The organism is Sulfitobacter profundi (assembly GCF_042661425.1).
In the GTDB taxonomy this organism is placed as follows: domain Bacteria; phylum Pseudomonadota; class Alphaproteobacteria; order Rhodobacterales; family Rhodobacteraceae; genus Sulfitobacter; species Sulfitobacter profundi.
Genome location: NZ_JBHSWA010000001.1, coordinates 328,656 through 347,500, shown reverse-complemented (window position 1 = coordinate 347,500; position 18,845 = coordinate 328,656). Strand labels below are relative to the sequence as shown.

Annotated in this window: 14 protein-coding genes, 2 rRNA genes and 5 pseudogenes (1 of these 21 only partly in view); 12 read left to right on the top strand and 9 right to left on the bottom strand. The window is 60.4% G+C overall.

All coding sequences use genetic code 11. The features are described from left to right. The 6 genes and pseudogenes from ACFQAU_RS01835 to ACFQAU_RS01810 form a co-directional block, all read left to right on the top strand. Window positions 1-1,758, top strand: a 23S ribosomal RNA gene (locus tag ACFQAU_RS01835) (it extends 1,073 nt beyond the left edge of the window). Window positions 1,759-1,877: 119 nt separating this feature from the next. Next, window positions 1,878-1,992 (top strand): 5S ribosomal RNA (gene rrf, locus ACFQAU_RS01830). A gap of 214 nt (window positions 1,993-2,206) precedes the next feature. Further along, window positions 2,207-3,028 carry an SDR family oxidoreductase gene (locus ACFQAU_RS01825; protein WP_120350620.1) on the top strand — a complete coding sequence of 274 codons (822 nt, stop codon included), beginning with the start codon at window positions 2,207-2,209 and terminating at the stop codon, window positions 3,026-3,028. 30 nt (window positions 3,029-3,058) lie between these two features. Beyond that, window positions 3,059-4,050, top strand: a pseudogene (locus ACFQAU_RS01820) (NAD(P)H-dependent flavin oxidoreductase). Next, window positions 4,047-5,080: pseudogene (locus ACFQAU_RS01815) on the top strand (phosphotransferase family protein). The pseudogenes ACFQAU_RS01820 and ACFQAU_RS01815 overlap by 4 nt, the downstream one beginning before the upstream one ends. 85 nt (window positions 5,081-5,165) lie before the next feature. Next, a pseudogene (locus ACFQAU_RS01810) lies at window positions 5,166-6,040 on the top strand (acyl-CoA thioesterase). A gap of 52 nt (window positions 6,041-6,092) precedes the next feature. Here the strand turns inward: ACFQAU_RS01810 and ACFQAU_RS01805 are convergent. Both ACFQAU_RS01805 and ACFQAU_RS01800 read right to left on the bottom strand, forming a co-directional pair. Then, a complete protein-coding gene (locus ACFQAU_RS01805; RefSeq protein ID WP_132446992.1) occupies window positions 6,093-6,869 on the bottom strand; it encodes an SDR family oxidoreductase in 777 nt (258 codons plus the stop codon). A 1-nt stretch (window position 6,870) separates the two neighbouring features. Then, window positions 6,871-8,123 (bottom strand): annotated as a pseudogene (locus ACFQAU_RS01800) (acyl-CoA dehydrogenase family protein). 195 nt (window positions 8,124-8,318) lie between these two features. Between ACFQAU_RS01800 and ACFQAU_RS01795 the strand changes: the two are divergent. Next, window positions 8,319-8,732 (top strand): CoA-binding protein, encoded by a 414-nt coding sequence (locus ACFQAU_RS01795; protein ID WP_132446990.1) that lies wholly within the window; start codon window positions 8,319-8,321, stop codon window positions 8,730-8,732. Window positions 8,733-8,734: 2 nt separating this feature from the next. On the opposite strand, the gene ACFQAU_RS01790 is transcribed toward ACFQAU_RS01795, so the two are convergent. Genes ACFQAU_RS01790 through hisA form a run of 3 tightly spaced genes read right to left on the bottom strand, consistent with a single transcriptional unit; the run spans window position 8,735 to window position 10,524 of the window. Continuing rightward, a complete protein-coding gene (locus tag ACFQAU_RS01790) occupies window positions 8,735-9,043 on the bottom strand; it encodes a phosphoribosyl-ATP diphosphatase (RefSeq protein ID WP_120350626.1) in 309 nt (102 codons plus the stop codon). Next, window positions 9,040-9,801, bottom strand: coding sequence for an imidazole glycerol phosphate synthase subunit HisF (gene hisF, locus ACFQAU_RS01785; protein WP_132446988.1), 762 nt, complete (start codon window positions 9,799-9,801; stop codon window positions 9,040-9,042). Before hisF ends, ACFQAU_RS01790 begins: the two co-directional genes overlap by 4 nt. Window positions 9,802-9,804: 3 nt before the next feature. Beyond that, complete coding sequence (hisA, locus tag ACFQAU_RS01780; protein ID WP_120350628.1) at window positions 9,805-10,524, bottom strand: 1-(5-phosphoribosyl)-5-[(5-phosphoribosylamino)methylideneamino]imidazole-4-carboxamide isomerase; 720 nt, start codon at window positions 10,522-10,524, stop codon at window positions 9,805-9,807. Between the two features lie 129 nt (window positions 10,525-10,653). Here hisA and ACFQAU_RS01775 point away from each other — a divergent pair, with 129 nt between their 5' ends. Beyond that, entirely contained in the window at window positions 10,654-11,043 is a 390-nt protein-coding gene (locus ACFQAU_RS01775) for a DUF2147 domain-containing protein (protein ID WP_132446986.1), read from the top strand. Between the two features lie 180 nt (window positions 11,044-11,223). Here the strand turns inward: ACFQAU_RS01775 and hisH are convergent, their stop codons facing one another. After that, the gene (hisH, locus tag ACFQAU_RS01770) at window positions 11,224-11,862 is read right to left on the bottom strand and encodes an imidazole glycerol phosphate synthase subunit HisH (protein WP_120350630.1); all 639 of its coding nucleotides are present in this window, start codon (window positions 11,860-11,862) and stop codon (window positions 11,224-11,226) included. Window positions 11,863-11,866: 4 nt separating this feature from the next. Further along, window positions 11,867-12,454 carry an imidazoleglycerol-phosphate dehydratase HisB gene (hisB, locus tag ACFQAU_RS01765; protein ID WP_132446984.1) on the bottom strand — a complete coding sequence of 196 codons (588 nt, stop codon included), beginning with the start codon at window positions 12,452-12,454 and terminating at the stop codon, window positions 11,867-11,869. Window positions 12,455-12,613: 159 nt separating this feature from the next. Between hisB and ACFQAU_RS01760 the strand changes: the two genes are divergently transcribed. The 3 genes from ACFQAU_RS01760 to ACFQAU_RS01750 are packed head-to-tail and all read left to right on the top strand — an operon-like array spanning window position 12,614 to window position 13,219. Then, on the top strand, window positions 12,614-12,853 hold the full coding sequence (locus ACFQAU_RS01760) for an Lrp/AsnC family transcriptional regulator (RefSeq protein WP_007120503.1): 240 nt from the start codon (window positions 12,614-12,616) through the stop codon (window positions 12,851-12,853). 1 nt (window position 12,854) lies between these two features. Further along, window positions 12,855-13,055, top strand: coding sequence for a hypothetical protein (locus ACFQAU_RS01755; protein ID WP_386280114.1), 201 nt, complete (start codon window positions 12,855-12,857; stop codon window positions 13,053-13,055). Further along, window positions 13,052-13,219 (top strand): hypothetical protein, encoded by a 168-nt coding sequence (locus ACFQAU_RS01750; RefSeq protein WP_386280111.1) that lies wholly within the window; start codon window positions 13,052-13,054, stop codon window positions 13,217-13,219. Before ACFQAU_RS01755 ends, ACFQAU_RS01750 begins: the two co-directional genes overlap by 4 nt. 49 nt (window positions 13,220-13,268) lie before the next feature. On the opposite strand, the gene ACFQAU_RS01745 is transcribed toward ACFQAU_RS01750, so the two are convergent. Further along, window positions 13,269-14,246: a response regulator gene (locus ACFQAU_RS01745; protein WP_120350632.1), complete on the bottom strand. Its 978-nt coding sequence runs from the start codon at window positions 14,244-14,246 to the stop codon at window positions 13,269-13,271. Window positions 14,247-14,854: 608 nt separating this feature from the next. Beyond that, window positions 14,855-18,255, bottom strand: a pseudogene (locus ACFQAU_RS01740) (indolepyruvate ferredoxin oxidoreductase family protein). A gap of 124 nt (window positions 18,256-18,379) precedes the next feature. On the opposite strand from ACFQAU_RS01740, the gene ACFQAU_RS01735 reads away from it, so the two are divergent. Continuing rightward, window positions 18,380-18,841: an Lrp/AsnC family transcriptional regulator gene (locus ACFQAU_RS01735; protein WP_067629340.1), complete on the top strand. Its 462-nt coding sequence runs from the start codon at window positions 18,380-18,382 to the stop codon at window positions 18,839-18,841. The last annotated feature ends 4 nt before the right edge of the window (window positions 18,842-18,845 follow it).

Below are 18,845 nucleotides of genomic sequence, written 5' to 3'. Positions count from 1 at the left end.
AACCAGGAGGTTGGCTTAGAAGCAGCCATCCTTTAAAGATAGCGTAACAGCTCACTGGTCTAAATAAGTTGTCTTGCGGCGAAGATGTAACGGGGCTCAAGCCATGAGCCGAAGCTGAGGATGCATTTATTGCATGGTAGCAGAGCGTAGTGTGACATAGTTCCATGTGTCCTTACCTACTTAGGTAGGATTGGACACAAGGAGCTTTCTGTGAAGCTGGCGCGTGAGCGATCCGGTGGAGAGATCACTAGTGAGAATGATGACATGAGTAGCGACAAAGAGTGTGAGAGACACTCTCGCCGAAAGTCCAAGGGTTCCTGCTTAAAGCTAATCTGAGCAGGGTAAGCCGACCCCTAAGGCGAGGCCGAAAGGCGTAGTCGATGGGAACCAGGTTAATATTCCTGGGCCAGATGGAAGTGACGGATCTCGAGGGTAGTTCATCCTTATCGGATTGAATGGGCTGCTTAGAGGTCCCTGGAAATAGCTCCATCGCTAGATCGTACCCTAAACCGACACAGGTGGACAGGTAGAGAATACCAAGGCGCTTGAGAGAACTATGTTGAAGGAACTCGGCAAAATACCTCCGTAAGTTCGCGAGAAGGAGGCCCGGTTTCTAGGCAACTAGAGGCTGGGGGCACAAACCAGGGGGTGGCGACTGTTTATTAAAAACACAGGGCTCTGCGAAGTCGTAAGACGACGTATAGGGTCTGACGCCTGCCCGGTGCCTGAAGGTTAAAAGGAGGGGTGAGAGCTCTGAATTGAAGCCCAGGTAAACGGCGGCCGTAACTATAACGGTCCTAAGGTAGCGAAATTCCTTGTCGGGTAAGTTCCGACCTGCACGAATGGCGTAACGACTTCCCCGCTGTCTCCAACATAGACTCAGCGAAATTGAATTACCGGTCAAGATGCCGGTTACCCGCGGTTAGACGGAAAGACCCCGTGCACCTTTACTACAGCTTCACACTGGCATTAGGCCGAACATGTGCAGGATAGGTGGTGGGCTTTGAAACCGAGACGCCAGTCTCGGTGGAGCCTCCCTTGAGATACCACCCTTGTTCTGCTTGATGTCTAACCGCGGACCGTTATCCGGTTCCGGGACCCTGTGTGGCGGGTAGTTTGACTGGGGCGGTCGCCTCCTAAATCGTAACGGAGGCGCGCGAAGGTTGGCTCAGAGCGGTCGGAAATCGCTCGTTGAGTGCAATGGCAGAAGCCAGCCTGACTGCGAGACTGACAAGTCGAGCAGAGTCGAAAGACGGCCATAGTGATCCGGTGGTCCCAAGTGGGAGGGCCATCGCTCAACGGATAAAAGGTACGCCGGGGATAACAGGCTGATACTGCCCAAGAGTCCATATCGACGGCAGTGTTTGGCACCTCGATGTCGGCTCATCTCATCCTGGGGCTGGAGCAGGTCCCAAGGGTACGGCTGTTCGCCGTTTAAAGAGGTACGTGAGCTGGGTTTAGAACGTCGTGAGACAGTTCGGTCCCTATCTTCCGTGGGTGTAGGATACTTGAGAGGAGTTGCCCCTAGTACGAGAGGACCGGGGTGAACGATCCACTGGTGGACCAGTTGTTATGCCAATAGCAGTGCTGGGTAGCTATGATCGGACAGGATAACCGCTGAAGGCATCTAAGCGGGAAGCCCCCTCAAAACAAGGTATCCCTGAGAGCCGTGGTAGACCACCACGTCGATAGGCCAGAGATGTAAGCGTGGTAACACGTTCAGTTGACTGGTACTAATTGCTCGATAGGCTTGATTTGATCCAGTAGAAGCAAGACTGCTTAACTGGGCAAAAGCATACACATACAATCAGTTGTACATGACTTGGAACACGCTCTGCGTCGCAACGCGCAGAGCGCTTTATCAGGAATTTATTTGGTTTGGTGATCATAGCGCGAGCAAAACACCTGGTCCCATCCCGAACCCAGCCGTTAAGTGCCGTAGCGCCGATGGTACTGCGTCTTAAGACGTGGGAGAGTAGGTCATCGCCAAACCTAATAAGTTCCTGATAAAAAAAGTATCTCTCGACGATGAACAGAATAACAAAACCGCCGCAGCTATAAAAGCTGCGGCGGTTTTGGGTTGTAAAACTACACTTTTGTCGAGTTGTTATGACGCCCGGTTACTGCAGTCGCGGCTTCCCATCCGCTTGACCCCGCCCAAGGCCCTGTCACAGTGGCGTCAAAGTCGGCGGCTGGGAGGCAGGACATGGATATTGAGACGCTCTTTGGGCTGGAGGGGAAAACCGCGCTGATCACTGGCGGCGCCACGGGCATCGGGCGCATGGCGGCTGAGGCTTTGGTACGGGCGGGCGCGCGGGTTTTGCTGGCCAGCCGGACCGGAGAGGCCTGCCAAGCTGTCGCAGAGGAGTTGAATGCGCTAGGCGCCCGGGGCAGTGCCGAAGGTTTCGCCGGGGATGTCGGCAGCGAAGAGGGCGTTGACGCGCTTGTGGCCGAGGTTCAGGCGCGCGGCGACCGGCTGCATATTCTCATGAACAACGCGGGCGTGACATGGGGCGCGCCGCTGGGGCAATTTCCCTTCCGGGCATGGGATAAGGTCATGGGCGTCAATGTTGCCGGCCTTTTCGATTTGACGCAAAAGCTGCTGCCCCTACTACGGGCCGGGGCCACGGCGGATGATCCGACACGGATCGTAAATTTGGGCTCGGTCATGGGCGAGCGCGAGATGGGCGACGGGGCCTATAGCTACGCCGCCTCCAAAGCGGCGGTGATCCACCTGAGCAAAATCCTCGCCAAAGAACTGGCCGGGGAGGGGATCACAGTGAACGCGCTGGCGCCGGGGCCATTTGTGTCGCGTATGACGGCCTTCGCCACCCAAGATGAGACCACGCGCGAAGCCGTGGGCAAAGATGTCCCGCTTGGCCGTGTCGGCCGCGATGAAGATATCGCAGGCTGCATGCTGTTCCTTTGCGGGCGCGGCGGGGCTTATGTCACCGGTGCGGTGATCCCGGTCAGCGGCGGCATCAACGTGATGTCAGGCCCCAATATTTTTGAAAGAGCATTGTCATGACACATACGAAAACTCAGACGGAGACCACCCATGCGTGACGACAGCCATCTACCCCAAGCCCTGCGCGGGCTGCGCCTGCCGCTGGTCGCCTCGCCGATGTTCATCCTTTCGGGGCCTGAGTTGGTCATCGCACAGTGTAAGGCCGGGATCGTCGGCTCTTTCCCGGCATTGAATGCCCGCGAGGCCGAGGGCGAGCCGCCGCTGCTTGATGCGTGGTTGACCCAGATCACCGAGGCTTTGGACAAGCACAATCAAGAAAACCCGGACCGGCCTGCGGCGCCTTTTGCGGTGAACCAGATCGTGCACCGCTCCAACAGCCGGTTGGAGCGCGACCTTGAGATTTGCGTAAAGCATCGGGTGCCGATCTGGATCACCTCACTCGGCGCGCGGGTGGAGGTGAACGAGGCCGCGCATTCCTGTGGCGGCGTGGTGCTGCATGACATCATTAACAACCGCTTTGCCCGGAAGGCGATTGAGAAGGGCGCCGATGGGCTGATCGCCGTGGCCGCCGGGGCCGGGGGCACGCGGGGCCACAGTCTCCCTTTGCGTTGATCCGCGAAATTCGCGAATGGTTCGATGGCCCGGTACTGCTCTCTGGGGCTTTGGCCACGGGCGAGGGGCTCCTGGCCGCGCGTGCCATGGGGGCGGATTTGGGCTATATGGGGTCGGCCTTTATCGCCACGCGAGAGGCCAACGCCGTGCCGGGTTACAAAGACATGATTGTCGCTGGCGGCGCGGATGACATCGTGACCTCCTCGCTCTTCACCGGGGTCTCGGGCAACTATTTGCGGCCTTCGATTGAGGCGGCGGGGATGGACCCGGACAATCTGCCATCGGCGGATGCCTCTTCAATGAACTTCGGCTCCGGCTCCTCCAAGCCCAAAGCGTGGAAGGAAATTTGGGGCGCGGGGCAGGGCATTGGCGCGGTCAAGCAAATCGGCGGGGTGGCTGAACTGGTGGACCGGATCGAGACCGAATACCGCACCGCTGGGGCCCGGTTGGCCGCGGAGTTTGCGCAATGAGCACGGATACGCAAACCTTGGACGAGGCGGCTGTCTGCCACTGGTTGGAAGCAAACCTGCCGGGCTTTGCCGGGCCGCTTGAAGTGACCAAGTTCCAGGCGGGCCAATCAAACCCCACCTTCCTCCTTTCGTCCCCTGCGCATGACTATGTTCTGCGCCGCAAGCCCCGGGAACGCTGTTGAAATCCGCCCATGCGGTGGACCGGGAGTTTCGGGTGCAAAGGGCGCTGGCCGACAGTCAGGTGCCGGTCGCGCGGATGCATCTGCTCTGTGAGGATGAGAGCGTCATCGGCTCGATGTTCTATGTCATGGACCATGTTCCGGGCCGCAATTTCAACGATCCGACCCTGCCGGAACTCACCCCGGCCGAGCGCGGCGCGGTCGTGGATGAGATGAACGGCGTGTTGGCCGCCTTGCATGAGGTCGATATCGACGCGGTTGGCCTGTCGGACTATGGCCCGCCGGGGAACTATTTTGAGCGGCAGGTGGGGCGCTGGTCAAAGCAGTACCGCGCGTCTGAGACAGAGCAACAGCCCGATATGGATGCGCTGATGCAGCGCTTGAGTGCCGAGTTGCCCGAAGATGACGGGCAGCGCACGTTGGTGCACGGGGACTACCGCATCGACAACATGATCTTTGATACCAATGGCACGGCCTGCCGCGCGGTTTTGGATTGGGAGCTTTCCACAATCGGTCACCCCTTTGCCGATCTCGCCGCCGTCATCATGCAATGGCAGATGCCCGTGGGGGCCGAGGGGCGCGGCTTGGCCGGGGTGGACCGCAAGGCGCTTGGCCTGCCGACCGATGCGGAGTTTATCGCCGCCTATTGCCGCAGGCGCGGGCTAAAGGGGATCGACAACTTCGGCTATTACCTCGCCTTTTGCTTTTTCCGCATGGCCGCCATCATCCAAGGCGTGCTGAAACGCGCGTTGGAGGGCAATGCCTCAAACCCCGAATATGGGCTGAAATTAGGGCAATATGTCCCGGTTTTTGCGCGCCACGGGCTAGAGGCGCTGGATCGCGACCGCTGACCGGGCGGCGGGCATTTTGGTGCTTGAGCTTTGGGGCGAAAACCTGTTGCTAGGGCCGGAACACCCCGGCCTGAAAGGATGACCCATGACCAATGCTGCGCGGCAATTGCTTGATCTGTTGGATATCGAACAGCTTGAGGTCGATCTGTTTCGGGGCACCGGTGCGGGGGCGAGACATCGATGCGGATCTTTGGCGGCCATGTCATCGCGCAGGCATTGATGGCCGCATATCGCACCGTGCCCGAGCGCGCATGCCATTCGCTTCATGCCTATTTCATCCGGCCCGGGGATCCGAAGATTCCGGTGATCTATCAGGTCGACCGCGCTCGGGATGGGGGCAGTTTCACGACCCGGCGCGTGGTGGCGATCCAGCATGGCAAGCAGATCCTGAACTTGTCGGCGTCTTTTCAGGTGGAGGAAGAGGGGTTTGACTGGCAGCATGAGATGCCGCAGGTCTCTGCCCCCGAAAACTGGCCGGACCGACCTGAGTTGCGCGAGGCTTTTGCCGAGAAATTGCCCGAAAAATATCGCGGGGACTTCCTGCGCGAGCGACCCATCGAGATCCGGGAGGTCGAGCCGCGCGATTTCATGACGCCCGAAAAGGTCGACGACCGCAACTATCTGTGGTTCCGCATGGCCGCCGCCGAAGGCCAGAACCCGGTCATGCAGCACGCGCTTTTGGCCTATGCCTCTGATATGAATCTGCTGGGCTCGTCGCTGCGGCCCCATGGGCTCACGTGGTTTCAGGGCAAGGTGATGACGGCAAGTCTGGATCACGCCATGTGGTTCCACGCGCCGATCCGCTTTGACGAATGGCACCTCTACGCGCTGGATGCGCCGTTTACTGGTGGTGCGCGGGGGTTCAATCGCGGGATGATCTACAATCAGAACGGTCAGTTGGTGGCGAGCGTGGCGCAAGAGGGGCTGCTGCGGCCGATACGTCCGAAAGGCGAAAGTTAAGGGCAGCCCCCTCCCCTGAGGTTGGGGCGCTGTGCCACCGGACAGGCGTTTTCTAGCTGTCGTTTGGCGCCCCGAACCGCCGGTTCAGCTTGCGCATTCCACCAATCCAGCGGTCATAATCCTGCGCCTTGCTTCGGATATAATCGCGCACCTGTGGATGCGGGAGCACCAGAAACACCTCATCGCGGATCGCCTGCACGCAGGCGTCGGCCACGGGTTCCGGCTCAAGCATGCCGTCAATCGCGGCGACATGATCCTCCAGCCCGCGTATCATTTCGGTCCGCACCGCCTGCGGGCAAAGCACGGAAACCTTGATCCCATCATCGCCATAGGTCATCGCCAACCATTCAGCGAGGCCAACGGCGGCGTGTTTCGTCACCCCGTAAGGCGCGGCCCCGACCTGATTAAGCAGGCCCGCCGCCGAAGCGGTGTTGAGCAAGTAACCTCCGCCCCGCGCGCGCATCAGCGGCACCAGATGCCGCGCGGCGCGCACATGGCTCATCACGTTGATCTCCCAAATGCGCTGCCAATCGGCATCCGGCACCTCGACCCCGCCCTCGACCGAGATGCCAGCGTTGGAGCAGAATAGATCAATCGGCCCAATGTCACGCTCGACGGTTTCGATCAGTTGGGCGATCTCGGCCTCGTGTGCAACATCGACGCGAAAGCCCGTGCCGCCAACCTCGGCCGCCGTCGCCTCGGCCCCCGGGCCGTCGATATCCACACAGACCAGATGCGCTGGCGCTTCCTTGGCAAAGCGCAGGGCCATGGCCCGCCCGATGCCGCTGGCCGCCCCGGTGATGACGATGACGCGCCCCGCGAGTTCCATATCAGCTGTCGCCGTCAGAGCCGCGCGTGTTCGACGCCTGAAACGCCTTCACCTCGGCCCGCGCGATAACCTGATGATGCACCTCATCCGGCCCATCGGCAAAGCGCAGGGCGCGCTGCCAAGTGTACATGCCCGACAGCGGGCTCCACTGGCTCATCCCCGTGGCGCCATGCACCTGCATCGAGGCGTCGATGATCTCACAGGCTTTTTCCGGCACCAGCGCCTTGATCATGCTGACCCAGATGCGGGCCTCTTTGTTGCCCAAGACATCCATCGCTTTGGCCGCTTTCAGCACCATCAGCCGCATCGCTTCGATGTCGATCCGCGCGCGGCTGATGGTTTCCATGTTCTTGCCCAGATCAATGATCTTTTTCCCGAATGCCTCACGCCCCAACCCGCGCTCAATCATCAGGTCCAGCGCTTTTTCCGCCGACCCGATGGAGCGCATGCAGTGATGAATCCGCCCCGGCCCAAGCCGCACCTGACTGATCTCGAACCCGCGCCCTTCGCCCCAAAGCACGTTTTCACGGGGCACGCGCACATCGGTGAACCGGATATGCATATGCCCATGCGGCGCGTCGTCATGGCCAAAGACATGCATCGGGCCAAGGATCTCCACCCCCGGCGTGTCCATCGGCACGAGGATCTGGCTCTGCTGGCGGAAGGTTTCAGCCTCGGGCGAGGTTTTCACCATGACGATCATGATCTTACAGCGTGGATCGCCTGCCCCGGAGATATAGAATTTTTCGCCGTTGATTACCCAATCGTCGCCATCGAGAACCGCGCTGGTAGAGATATTGCGCGCGTCCGAAGAGGCGACATCAGGCTCCGTCATCGCAAAGGCCGAGCGGATTTCGCCCGCGAGCAGGGGCTTCAGCCATTGCTCCTTTTGCTCAGGCGTGCCGACACGCTCCAGCACCTCCATATTGCCGGTATCGGGCGCCGAGCAGTTCAGCGTTTCCGGGGCTAGGGGCTTTTGCCCAGTTCGGCGGCGATATAGGCATAATCAAGGTTTGCCAGCCCTTCGCCGGTTTCTGCATTGGGCAGGAAGAAGTTCCACAACCCCGCCTCTCGCGCCTTCTGCTTGGCCCCATCAAGCAATTCCAATTGACCCGGCGCATAGGACCAACGGTCGGCGCGGCCTTCGCCAAGGCGAAAAAACTCCTCGGTGATCGGATCGACATTCTCGCGGATGTGCTTGGTAACAGCTGCCAAAAGCGGTTTGGCCTTTTCCGAAATATCGAGATTGTTCATGTCCAAGGTCTGATCGATCATCCTATGCTCCCGGTGATGATGGTTCGCGGTGCCGCCCGGCTCCTCCGCTGGGCGTTCCTTTGGGGCAAGCCTATGCAATCGCTGCAGGCTTGCCAATCACGGGCAGGGGGCACCACGCTTTACGCCGCGTCATTATGGCGTTGAAACCCGCGCGCAGGCGCTTAAGTTCAGCATATGACAGATGCATTGATCAAAGACGTTCTCACCCGCACCCGCCGCATCGCGGTGGTTGGCGTCTCTCCCAACCCGGCGCGACCCAGCCACTATGTCTCTGAATACCTTGCACAAAAGGGGTATGACGTCGTGCCGGTGAACCCCGTGCACGCGGGCAAAGAAGTCTTCGGCAAGACCATCGTCGCGACATTGGCCGAGATTGATCCGCCGGTCCAGATGGTCGATATTTTCCGCCGGTCCGAGGATGTGCCCCCCGTCGTGGATGAGGCGCTCGCGGCGTTTCCCGATCTGGAAACGATCTGGATGCAAGTGGGGATCACCAATGCCGAAGCCGCGGCCAAGGCCGAAGCACGCGGCGTGGATGTGATCCAAGACCGCTGCCCCAAGGTTGAAATCCCGCGCCTGCTGGGCTGAGCCTAGTTTCGTGCGGCCTTTTCTGCGATGCCCGATGTCGACTGGCGCCGCGCCAGTTCGTCCAACACATCGCTAAGCGGCACATCCCGCGACGCCAGCATGACGAGCAGGTGATAGAGCACATCCGCCGCTTCCGAGGTAAGCCCCTTCGGATCGTTCTTCACCGCCTCAATGATCGCCTCAACCGCTTCTTCGCCAAACTTCTCAGCGCATTTTTCGGGTCCTTTGGCCAGCAATTGCGCCGTCCAACTGCTTGAGGGATCAGCGCTTTTGCGGCTCAGGATGGTGGCGTAAAGGTCATCAAGCGTCATGAAAGCCTCATTGGAATGCCTGCTGCTGCCATATGCTGCTTGGCCTCATGCACGGTATATTCACCGAAGTGAAAGATCGACGCCGCCAGCACTGCCGACGCACCGCCTTCGATCACCCCGTCAACGAGGTGATCCAGATTGCCGACCCCGCCCGAAGCAATCACCGGCACTGAAACCGCGTCCGAAATTGCACGGGTCAGCGGCAGGTTAAAGCCCTGTTTGGTGCCATCGCGGTCCATGGATGTCAGCAGAATTTCCCCCGCGCCCTTGGCCGCCACGGTGCGCGCGAATTCGACCGCGTCGATGCCCGTGGGCTTGCGCCCGCCATGGGTGAAGATCTCCCATTTACCGGGGCTGACTGTCTTGGCATCAATCGCGCAAACGATGCACTGGCTGCCGAAATGATCCGCCGCTTCGGCAATCACTTCCGGGTTCGCCACGGCGGCGGAGTTGAAACTGACCTTGTCGGCCCCCGCCAAGAGCAGCGCCCGCACATCTGCCACGGTCCGCACACCCCCGCCCACGGTCAGCGGGATGTAGCAATGCTCGGCCGTGCGGGTGACCAGATCAAACATCGTGCCGCGGTTTTCATGCGTGGCATGGATGTCGAGAAAGCAAAGTTCATCCGCCCCCGCCGCGTCATAGGCAATGGCGGCATCCACCGGATCGCCCGCATCGCGCAGGCCGACAAAGTTCACGCCCTTGACAACGCGCCCATCGGCCACGTCGAGACAGGGGATGATGCGGGTCTTCAGCATGGCTCAGCCCTTCAACATCTTCATGGCTTCGGTCAAATCAATCGCGCCGTCATAAAGCGCCCGGCCCGAGATCGCGCCCTCGATCACCCCGGTGTCGCGCAGCGCCGCCAGATCTTCGAGCGACGAAACCCCACCCGAGGCGATCACAGGGATCGAAACCGCCCGCGCCAGATCGGCCGTCGCCTCGACATTCGGCCCGCCCATCGCGCCATCGCGCATGATATCGGTATAGATAATCGCGGCCACGCCCGCGTCCTCAAAGGATTTCGCGAGATCGGTGGCCATGACATCGGTCTCCGTTGCCCAGCCCTTGGTCGCAACCCGGCCGCCCCGCGCATCGATTCCCACGGCAACATGACCGGGGAAGGCGGCGGCTGCCTCGCGGACCAGTTCAGGGTTCTCTACAGCAACGGTGCCCAGAATGACCCGCGCCAAGCCCTTATCCAGCCAGCTTTCGATCGTCGCCATATCGCGAATGCCACCGCCCAATTGCGCGGGCACCTTGCAGGCTTTCAAAATTGCCTCGACCGGGGCGGCGTTCACCGGTGTTCCGGCAAAGGCGCCATTAAGATCAACCAGATGCAGCCATTCGCAGCCCGCCTCGACGAAACTCAACGCCTGCGCGGCAGGGTCGTCGTTGAAAACGGTGGCGCGGTCCATATCGCCATGCACGAGGCGCACGGCCTGACCGTCTTTGAGATCAATAGCGGGGTAGAGGATCATGGCCGGGCCCTTGTTCTGAACGTTGGTTTCCTTTTGCACGTCGCCAAGGATTTTGCAACGCGACCCTAGGTCAGTCTTGCCCGAAAGAAAGTTGTGTCTAACACTAAACCGAGATCGGGAGGAGAGATCATGAAACAGTTTTTTGCAGCGGCCCTTCTGGGCCTTGGCCTGACCGGTGCCGCCCATGCGGCGGATCCGGCAGTCGGTACATGGCAAACTCAGGTGGATGACGGCGCATACGCCCATGTGAAAATGGCCCCCTGCGGCGGGGCGATCTGCGGCACTATCGCGCGCACGTTCAACGACAGCGGTGAGTATAAATCACCCAATATCGGCAAAACGCTCGTCATCGATATGAAGCCTCAGGGCGGCGGCAAATACGCCGGTAAAGTATGGCGCCCGTCGAACGGCAAAATCTATATCGGCAAGATGGACGTCTCGGGCAAATCGCTCAAACTTTCGGGCTGCGTCGCGGGCGGGCTGATTTGTTCGAAACAGACCTGGGCGCGCCTTAAGTAACGCCGTTGCCTCGATACGAAAGTCAGAAGGCGCGAGGAACGATCTCCGCGCCTTCTTGACGTTTTGCGTAAGGCAAGCGCAGCGCAGAGGTATTTGTAAAAGGATGAAGTTGAAGAGGGTCTTTCTTCAACTTCATCCTTTCTTAAATACCGTCCGACGCTTCGACAGACGCGGCGCGGGTTAAGGCGTCCAGTTCAAAAAGTTCGAAATCAGCCGCAGGCCGGTGGTTTGGCTTTTCTCCGGGTGAAACTGCATGCCCAGCATCGTATCGCGGCCGATGATCGCCGTGACTTCGCCGCCGTAGTCAACATGGGCCAGACGTTCGGCAGGGTCTGCTACGGCCATGTGGTAGCTGTGCACGAAATAGGTATGATCACCGGTGTGCAACCCGTCGAAGACCGCATGGTCATGATCAATCACCAAGTCGTTCCAGCCCATGTGGGGGACTTTAAGTTTCGGGTCCGCGGGGGTGATCTGGGTCACCTCTCCGCCGATCCAGCCCAATCCCGGGGTGTCTTTGTATTCGCGGCCCATGCTGGCCATCAGTTGCATGCCGACACAGATGCCAAGGAAAGGGCGCCCCTTTTCCTCAACCGCTTCGACCATGGCGTCATAGAGGCCACCGGCGCCTTTCAGCGCTGCCATACAAGCCGGGAAGGCGCCATCGCCGGGCAGCACCAGACGGTCGGCGCGGGCGACGACCTCGGCGTCTGAGGTCACCGTGACTTCGCCTGCGTCGTTTTCGCGGGCCATACGCTCGAAGGCTTTGTGGGCCGAGTGTAGATTTCCGGATTCGTAGTCGATGATTGCTGTCAGCATTGGCTTACAAGGCGCCCTTGGTCGAGGGGATGGCATCCGCTTTGCGCGGGTCGGTTTCGACCGCCTCGCGCAGGGCGCGGGCGACCGATTTAAAGACCGCTTCGGCGATATGGTGGCTGTTGAACCCGTGCAGCGCGTCGACATGCAGGGTGATGCCGCCGTGGGTGCTGAGTGCTTGGAAGAACTCACGCACCAGTTCGGTGTCGAATGTGCCGATGCTGCTGGTGGGGAAATCCACGTTCCAGATCAGAAAGGGCCGGGCAGAGAGGTCGAGCGCGCAACGGATTTGCGCGTCGTCCATCGCCAATAGGCAGGACCCATAGCGGCGGATGCCGCGTTTGTCGCCGAGCGCTTGGGTCAGTGCTTGGCCCAGCGTGATGCCTACGTCTTCGACCGTGTGGTGATCATCGATGTGCAGATCGCCTTTGGCGCGCACCGTGATATCGATCAGCGAGTGGCGCGACAATTGGTCGAGCATATGGTCAAAGAAACCCACGCCGGTCTCATTGTCATAGCGGCCACTGCCGTCGAGATTGATCTCGACCGTGATGTCGGTTTCGGCAGTGGTGCGGGTCAGGGTGCTGCGACGCATGGGGCATCTCCGAAGGCAATTGCTGCGCCCTTATAGCAGGGCATGCCGCCACGCCAAGCCCAAGCGGTGAAGCACCTTTAGCCCGGGCTGACGCGATCGGGGATTGCGGGGGCAGGGCCCATATGTCAGCTTGAACCAAATCCCAGAAAGAGGCGCGACATGACCACCTGCGTATTCATCCAGATCCGCTGCCGACCGGGCACGACCTATCGTGTGGCCGAGGAAATCGCCCTGCGCGAAATCCATTCTGAGCTTTATTCCACCTCTGGTGAATATGACCTGTTAATGAAGCTTTATATCCCCAAGGGGGAGGATGTGGGCGTCTACATCAACGACAACCTATTGGACATCGAAGGCATTGAGCGGTCCTTGACCACGATGACCTTCAAGGTCTTTTGAGGTGCCGCGCAGGTTCTCTCTAACGGCGGTTGCGGTTTTTGCTTTGTCCTTTGGCGCGCTGGCCCATCCCGGCATGGCGACAGCGGGCACACGTATCTATGAGGGGCGCGAGGCCGCCGCTTTGCGCTGCGCCAACACGCTGGCCCTGACGGCTGTGGCGCTTTCTTCGGCGGAGCTGATCGGCGAGGGGAGAAAAACGTGATGCTGGGCGTCACCGTGCGCATCCTTGACCGACATGTTGAGGGCAGTTGGGCCCAGAAACGTGCGGCGATGGAGGTGATGCGCGACCGACGCAGCGTGCCGGACACATTGGAGGATTACCGCCGCATCGCCGAGCGTTGTCTGGTGCAATTCCCCATCAACTGAATGCAAAAACCCGCCAGTGAGGCGGGTTTTTCATGAGGTCTCTTTTGGCTCAATGCGCGGCAGAGACGGAGGGTTTCTCGGTCGGGGCGGTGTCGAGTTTCACCTTCTGGCGCATCGCCACACGGCGAATGGCGCGATCAAATGTCTTTCTGACCCGCTGGGTGCGGCTGGCATTGGGCTGGATCGGGCCGCCCACGGAAAGCATTACCGACAGTGGGCTGTTGTCGTCGTAGCGCAGGTCCATCCCGTCAAGCTCGCCTTGAATGAGCACTTCGATCTCGGGCCATGCGGGCAGGCTGTCGCCGGTCACGATGCACAGCAGCGTGCCAGACCCATTGTGGGTCATCAGCAGTTGCGGGCAATCGACCACCCGCGCGATCGCTTGGGCGGCAGAGGTAACGGCGCGGGCGAATTCGCGGGTGTTGCAGGTCGCGTAAAGCTCATCAATATGTTCGATCTTCACGGCGAAAACCTGACAGATATCAAGGTGCTGGCGCGACAATTGCGACAGGTAATTGCCCAAAGAGAAGGGCAGCACCAACTGCTCGACCCCGTTGATATGCACAGGATCGGCCAGCGCGAAATCATGGGCGCCGGGCTCTCCTGCTTCTTTCAGATGATGCGGGTCAAGGCGCGGGGCACGCTGGGTGTTTTCCAACATCCGCTCGGCGATATGCACGCGGGTTGCGATGTCTTTCACATCGAAAGGTTTGGTCACATAGTCGTTGGCCCCAGCGGCAAAAGCGCTTTCGATCGCGGTCGCGTCGGCGCGCGAGGTCACCATCAAGATCGGCGTGTCTTGATAAGCCTCCAGCGTGCGGATGCGGCGGCATAGGGTGATGCCGTCCATTTCGGGCATTTCAATATCCAAGAGCAGGCAATCAAAATGGTCTTTGGTGGTTTCGAGCAGTTCCAAAGCGGCAGCGCCGGAATCGGCCAGTGTCAGATAGGGATAATCAGCTTCGCGGAAAACGACGGGCAGCAATTCGCGGATAAAAGGGTCATCGTCGACGGCAAGAATTTTCATTTTTGGCACCTCTTTCGTGGGGCAGACGGGCAGTCCGGGTGTCTTTATAATCTGTTCACATTTAGTCGTATAAACCCGGCGAAATTGTGACGTTGCTGCACCAATAGTTTGTGCCGTTCCGTTAATTATTAACCATATTTTGAAGTTCCGGGAAACCATTGAATTCGCAGCCTGTGGCAGCCTCGCGCCCTTGTTTTCCCGCGTCGCGGGAGGTGATTTGGCGGATATCGTGCGGAATTCTGGGCGCAGAGAAGCGGAATAAAGAGCCAAAACAGGGCGAGAATATGCGGTTCTTGTGAACCTGAGGGGTTTCGCGTTGCGACTCGTCTTCACGCTTAGGTGATTGAGGGAAACTTTATCGGATGTCGTACGTTGCGCGCAGTAAAAGCCTGCCGCGCCTGTGCGCTCAACTACTGTAAGAGCCGTGAGGGGGACCATGTAGAAGCGCTTGCTGGACGATCTTGGCGGAACCTGTGCAAGCACTGCGCAGGCGGGAGGCGGGCGACGCTTTCGTCATCCCCCCGGGGATGGTGGCGCACTTTGCCCATTGTTCGCCCGACCTCGAATTGTATGAGGCCGGGCTGCGCGGTGATTTCTCGACGACGCTCTTAGACTAAGCGCGCAGCGACTTCGGCCTGCACCTTTTCGGCCGCGGCCTCTTTCACGGGGCCGTAGCCGCGGATCTCCATCGGTGCGGAAAGCACCGCGAGCGCCTCGTCATGGGGCAGGGCCGGGGCCTTGGCCATGACCGCCTCGTACCAGTCGATCAGCCCGACCTCCAGCTTGCGATCAGCGCCATAGCTGAACGGGTCGGCCCATGTGCCGCGCAGGGGTTTCATCGCGGCCAATAGGTCAAAGGCACGCCCCATCCATGGGCCAAACTTGCGCTTGTTGGGGCGTCCGCGGCCATCGCGGCCGGTGGGCCATGCGGGCGGGGCGAGGTGGTAGTGCACCTTGTAGTCGCCCTCGAAACTATCGGCGATGCGATCCTCAAAACCGCTTTGGCGGTGCAGGCGGGCGACCTCGTATTCGTCCTTGTAGGCCATGAGTTTGAACAGCGATTTCGCCGCGGCGCGCAGCAGGTCTTCGGAGCCGTCTGGCAGCGCGTTTGTCAAAGCATCAAGGCGGGATTTATAGCGCTCGGCGTAGGCTCGGTTCTGGTAGCCGGTAAGGAACTCCATCCTCCGCGCGATTAGGCTGTCGACACTGTCATCGGGGGCGGGCGCCGGGGCAAAATGCGCCGCAATCGCCTCGGGGTTTGCGGCCATGACCCGGCCAAAACCAAAGGCGGCGCGGTTCTTATCGGGCACCACGCCATTCAACTCGATCGCCTGCTCCAGCGCGGTGAGCGAGACCGGCACAAGGCCCTTCTGCCAAGCATAACCCAGCATCATCACATTGGCGAAGACCGCGTCGCCCATCAGTTTTTCGGCCATGGCGTTGGCGTCAAAGGCACTGAGGTTCTCAGCACCCACAGCCTGCGCGATTACCGCCTCGCGGTCGTTGATGCGCAACTCGGCGTCGCGGTTCAGCACCAGATCGCCGGTCGGCATCTCGGCGCGGTTAAGCACGATCCGCGTGCCACGCCGGTAGTGGGCCGAGGCTTTGGGCGCGGAGCTGACCACCATGTCGCAGCCGATCACTGCGTCCGCGCCGCCCTGATCGATGCGTACCTGATGCACTTCCTCGGGGGTTTGGGCGAGCCGCACATAGCCCAGCACGGTGCCGAACTTCTGTGCAAAGCCGGTGAAGTCCAGCACGCTGGAGCCCAGCCCTTCGAGATGCGCCGCCATAGTGATAAGCGCGCCCACGGTGACAACGCCGGTGCCGCCTACGCCAGTCACCAGCAGGTTGAAGGGCTGGTCGAGCCTGGGCAGTTCGGGCATCGGCAGCTGCGCCGAAAGGCCCGCCACGTCCAGCCCGGCCCCTGAGCGTTTGCGGCGGCTGCCCCCTCGACGGTGACGAAAGAGGGGCAGAACCCGTTGAGACAGGAGTAATCCTTGTTACAGGTCGATTGGTTGATCTGCCGTTTGGTGCCGAACTCAGTCTTCTTCGGCTCGACGCTTAGGCAATTGGATTCCAACGAACAATCGCCGCAACCCTCGCAGACCAGTTCGTTGATCATGACGAATTTCTTAGGGTCGTCCATCAGCCCGCGCTTGCGCTTGCGGCGTTTCTCGGTGGCGCAGGTCTGCTCATAGATCAGCACCGTGGCGCCCGGAATATCGCGCAGCTCGCGCTGCACGCGGTCAAGCGCGCTGCGGTGATCAAATGTGGTGCCGTCGGGGAAATCACCCTTCTCCAGCAGTTCGGGCCGGTCCGAGACCAGCGCGATCCGCGCCACGCCTTCCGCGCGGCAGGCCTGCGCGATGGCGGCTACTGAGACAGGGCCATCGACAGGCTGCCCGCCAGTCATGGCAACCGCGTCGTTGTAGAGGATCTTGTAGGTGATGTTCGTCTTTGCCGCGACCGCTTGGCGGATGGCGAGCGAGCCGGAGTGGTACCATGTGCCCTCGCCAAGGTTCTGGAACACATGTTTGCCCCCGTTGAACATCGAGGTGGCGATCCACGGCACGCCTTCGCCGCCCATCTGGGCAAAACCGGCGGTTTCACGGTCCATCCACGAGGCCATGACATGGCAGCCAATGCCGGAGTTGGCCTTTGATCCTTCGGGCAGTTTGGTCGAGGAGTTATGTGGGCAACCCGAACAGAAGTAAGGCGTGCGGGTGGCGCCGGGGACGTTCAGCAGCACGGGCGGCTGGTCAGTCAGGGCGCGGGCCTTTTCCAGCAGGTTCTCTTCGGGAAAGAAGGCACTGAGCCGCGCGGCAATGATCGGGAGCAGCTTGAGCGGCGACAGCTCGCCGGTCCAAGGCACCAACTCCTCAAGGTTTTCGTCATGTTTGCCCACCATCCGCGCAGGTTTGGAGCCGGGCCAGTCATAGAATGCCTCTTTAAACTGGCTTTCGATGATGCCGCGTTTCTCTTCGATCACAAGCACTTCGCGCTTGCCCTTGACGAAGTCGAGCGCGTCGTCCAGCGCCAGCGGCCAGACCATGCCGATCTTGTAGATGTCGATGCCGAGGCGGCGGCAGGCGGTCTCATCAAGGCCCAGAAGCCGCAGCGCTTCCATCGTGTCGAGGTGGCCTTTGCCGGTGGTCACGATGCCGAAAGAGGCGTCCTGCGTGTCGTAGATATGCCGGTCAATGGGATTGGCGCGCATGAAAGCCTGCACCGCGTCGAGCTTGTGATGCAGCCGCGTCTCAATCTCGGGCGAGGGGAGATCGCCAAGCCGCACGTGCAGCCCGCCCGGAGGCGCGGTGTAGTCGGGCTGGTTGAACACGCGGTCGGGTGTCAGTGTCACCGATGCGCCGCTTTCCACGGTTTCCGAGATCGCCTTGAAACCCACCCAAGTGCCCGAGAAGCGTGAAAGCGCGATGCCGTATTCGCCAAACGCCTGATATTCGGCCACGCTCGCCGGGTTCAGCGTCGGCATGAACCACGACATGAAGCCCACATCGGATTGATGCGGCATGGAGGACGAGACGCAGCCGTGATCGTCGCCCGCGACCACCAAAACGCCGCCCCTGGGGGCCGAGCCGTAAGCGTTGCCATGTTTCAGCGCGTCGCCCGAACGGTCCACCCCTGGCCCCTTGCCGTACCACATAGAAAAGACGCCCTCGACCTCCGCCTGCGGGTCGAGGTGGGCCTGTTGCGCGCCCAAGACCGCGGTGGCACCGAGGTCTTCGTTCACGGCGGGCAGGAATTTCACCCCCGCCTTGGCCACGCGGTCTTTGATGCGCCAGTATTCCAGATCGAGCCCGCCCAAGGGGGAGCCGCGGTAGCCCGAAACGAAACCGGCGGTGTTCAGCCCCGCCTCGCGATCGCGGCGGGCCTGATCCAGCATGATGCGCACCAGTGCCTGCGTCCCGGTCAGGAAAACGCGGCCTTCGGTCTGATCATAGCGGTCGTCGAGTTTATAAGTGGTAAATTCGCGCGGTTGTTCTGTCATGGGGGTCTCCTCACTTGGGAGTATACCGCAGGGGGTCCGAATTTTCGCTCCGGTTTTGCTGGCGATATGGGTGAAATCCGGGTAATTTATCCATTGTAGTTCCGTGAAGTGAAAGATTTACCCGATGAGTGAGATGGATGCGACAGACCGACAGCTTGTGTTTTTGCTCCAGCAGGATTCGCGTCTGCCCAATGCGCAACTTGCCGAAAAGCTGAATATCTCGGCCTCTGCCTGCTGGCGGCGGGTCAAGGCGTTGGAGCAGGCGGGGGTGATCAAACGCTATGCCGCGGTGGTCGATCCCAAGGCGATGGGGCTGGGGTTTGAGGCGATGGTGCATGTGCATCTGACCCGGCATGACGCCTCGGCCCTTGCCAGTTTCATCCGTGCGATCCAAAGCCGGACGGAGGTGACGGAGTGTTTCGCCACCACCGGCCAAGCGGATTATCACCTGCGCGTTCTTTGCCGCGATATCGACGCCTATAACGCCTTTCTAGAAAGCTTTTTGTTCCTACATCCGGCGGTCAATTCGGCCACCACCAATGTGATCTTGCGGCAGATCAAATCCGACGCGCCGATCACCGGCTAAGGTG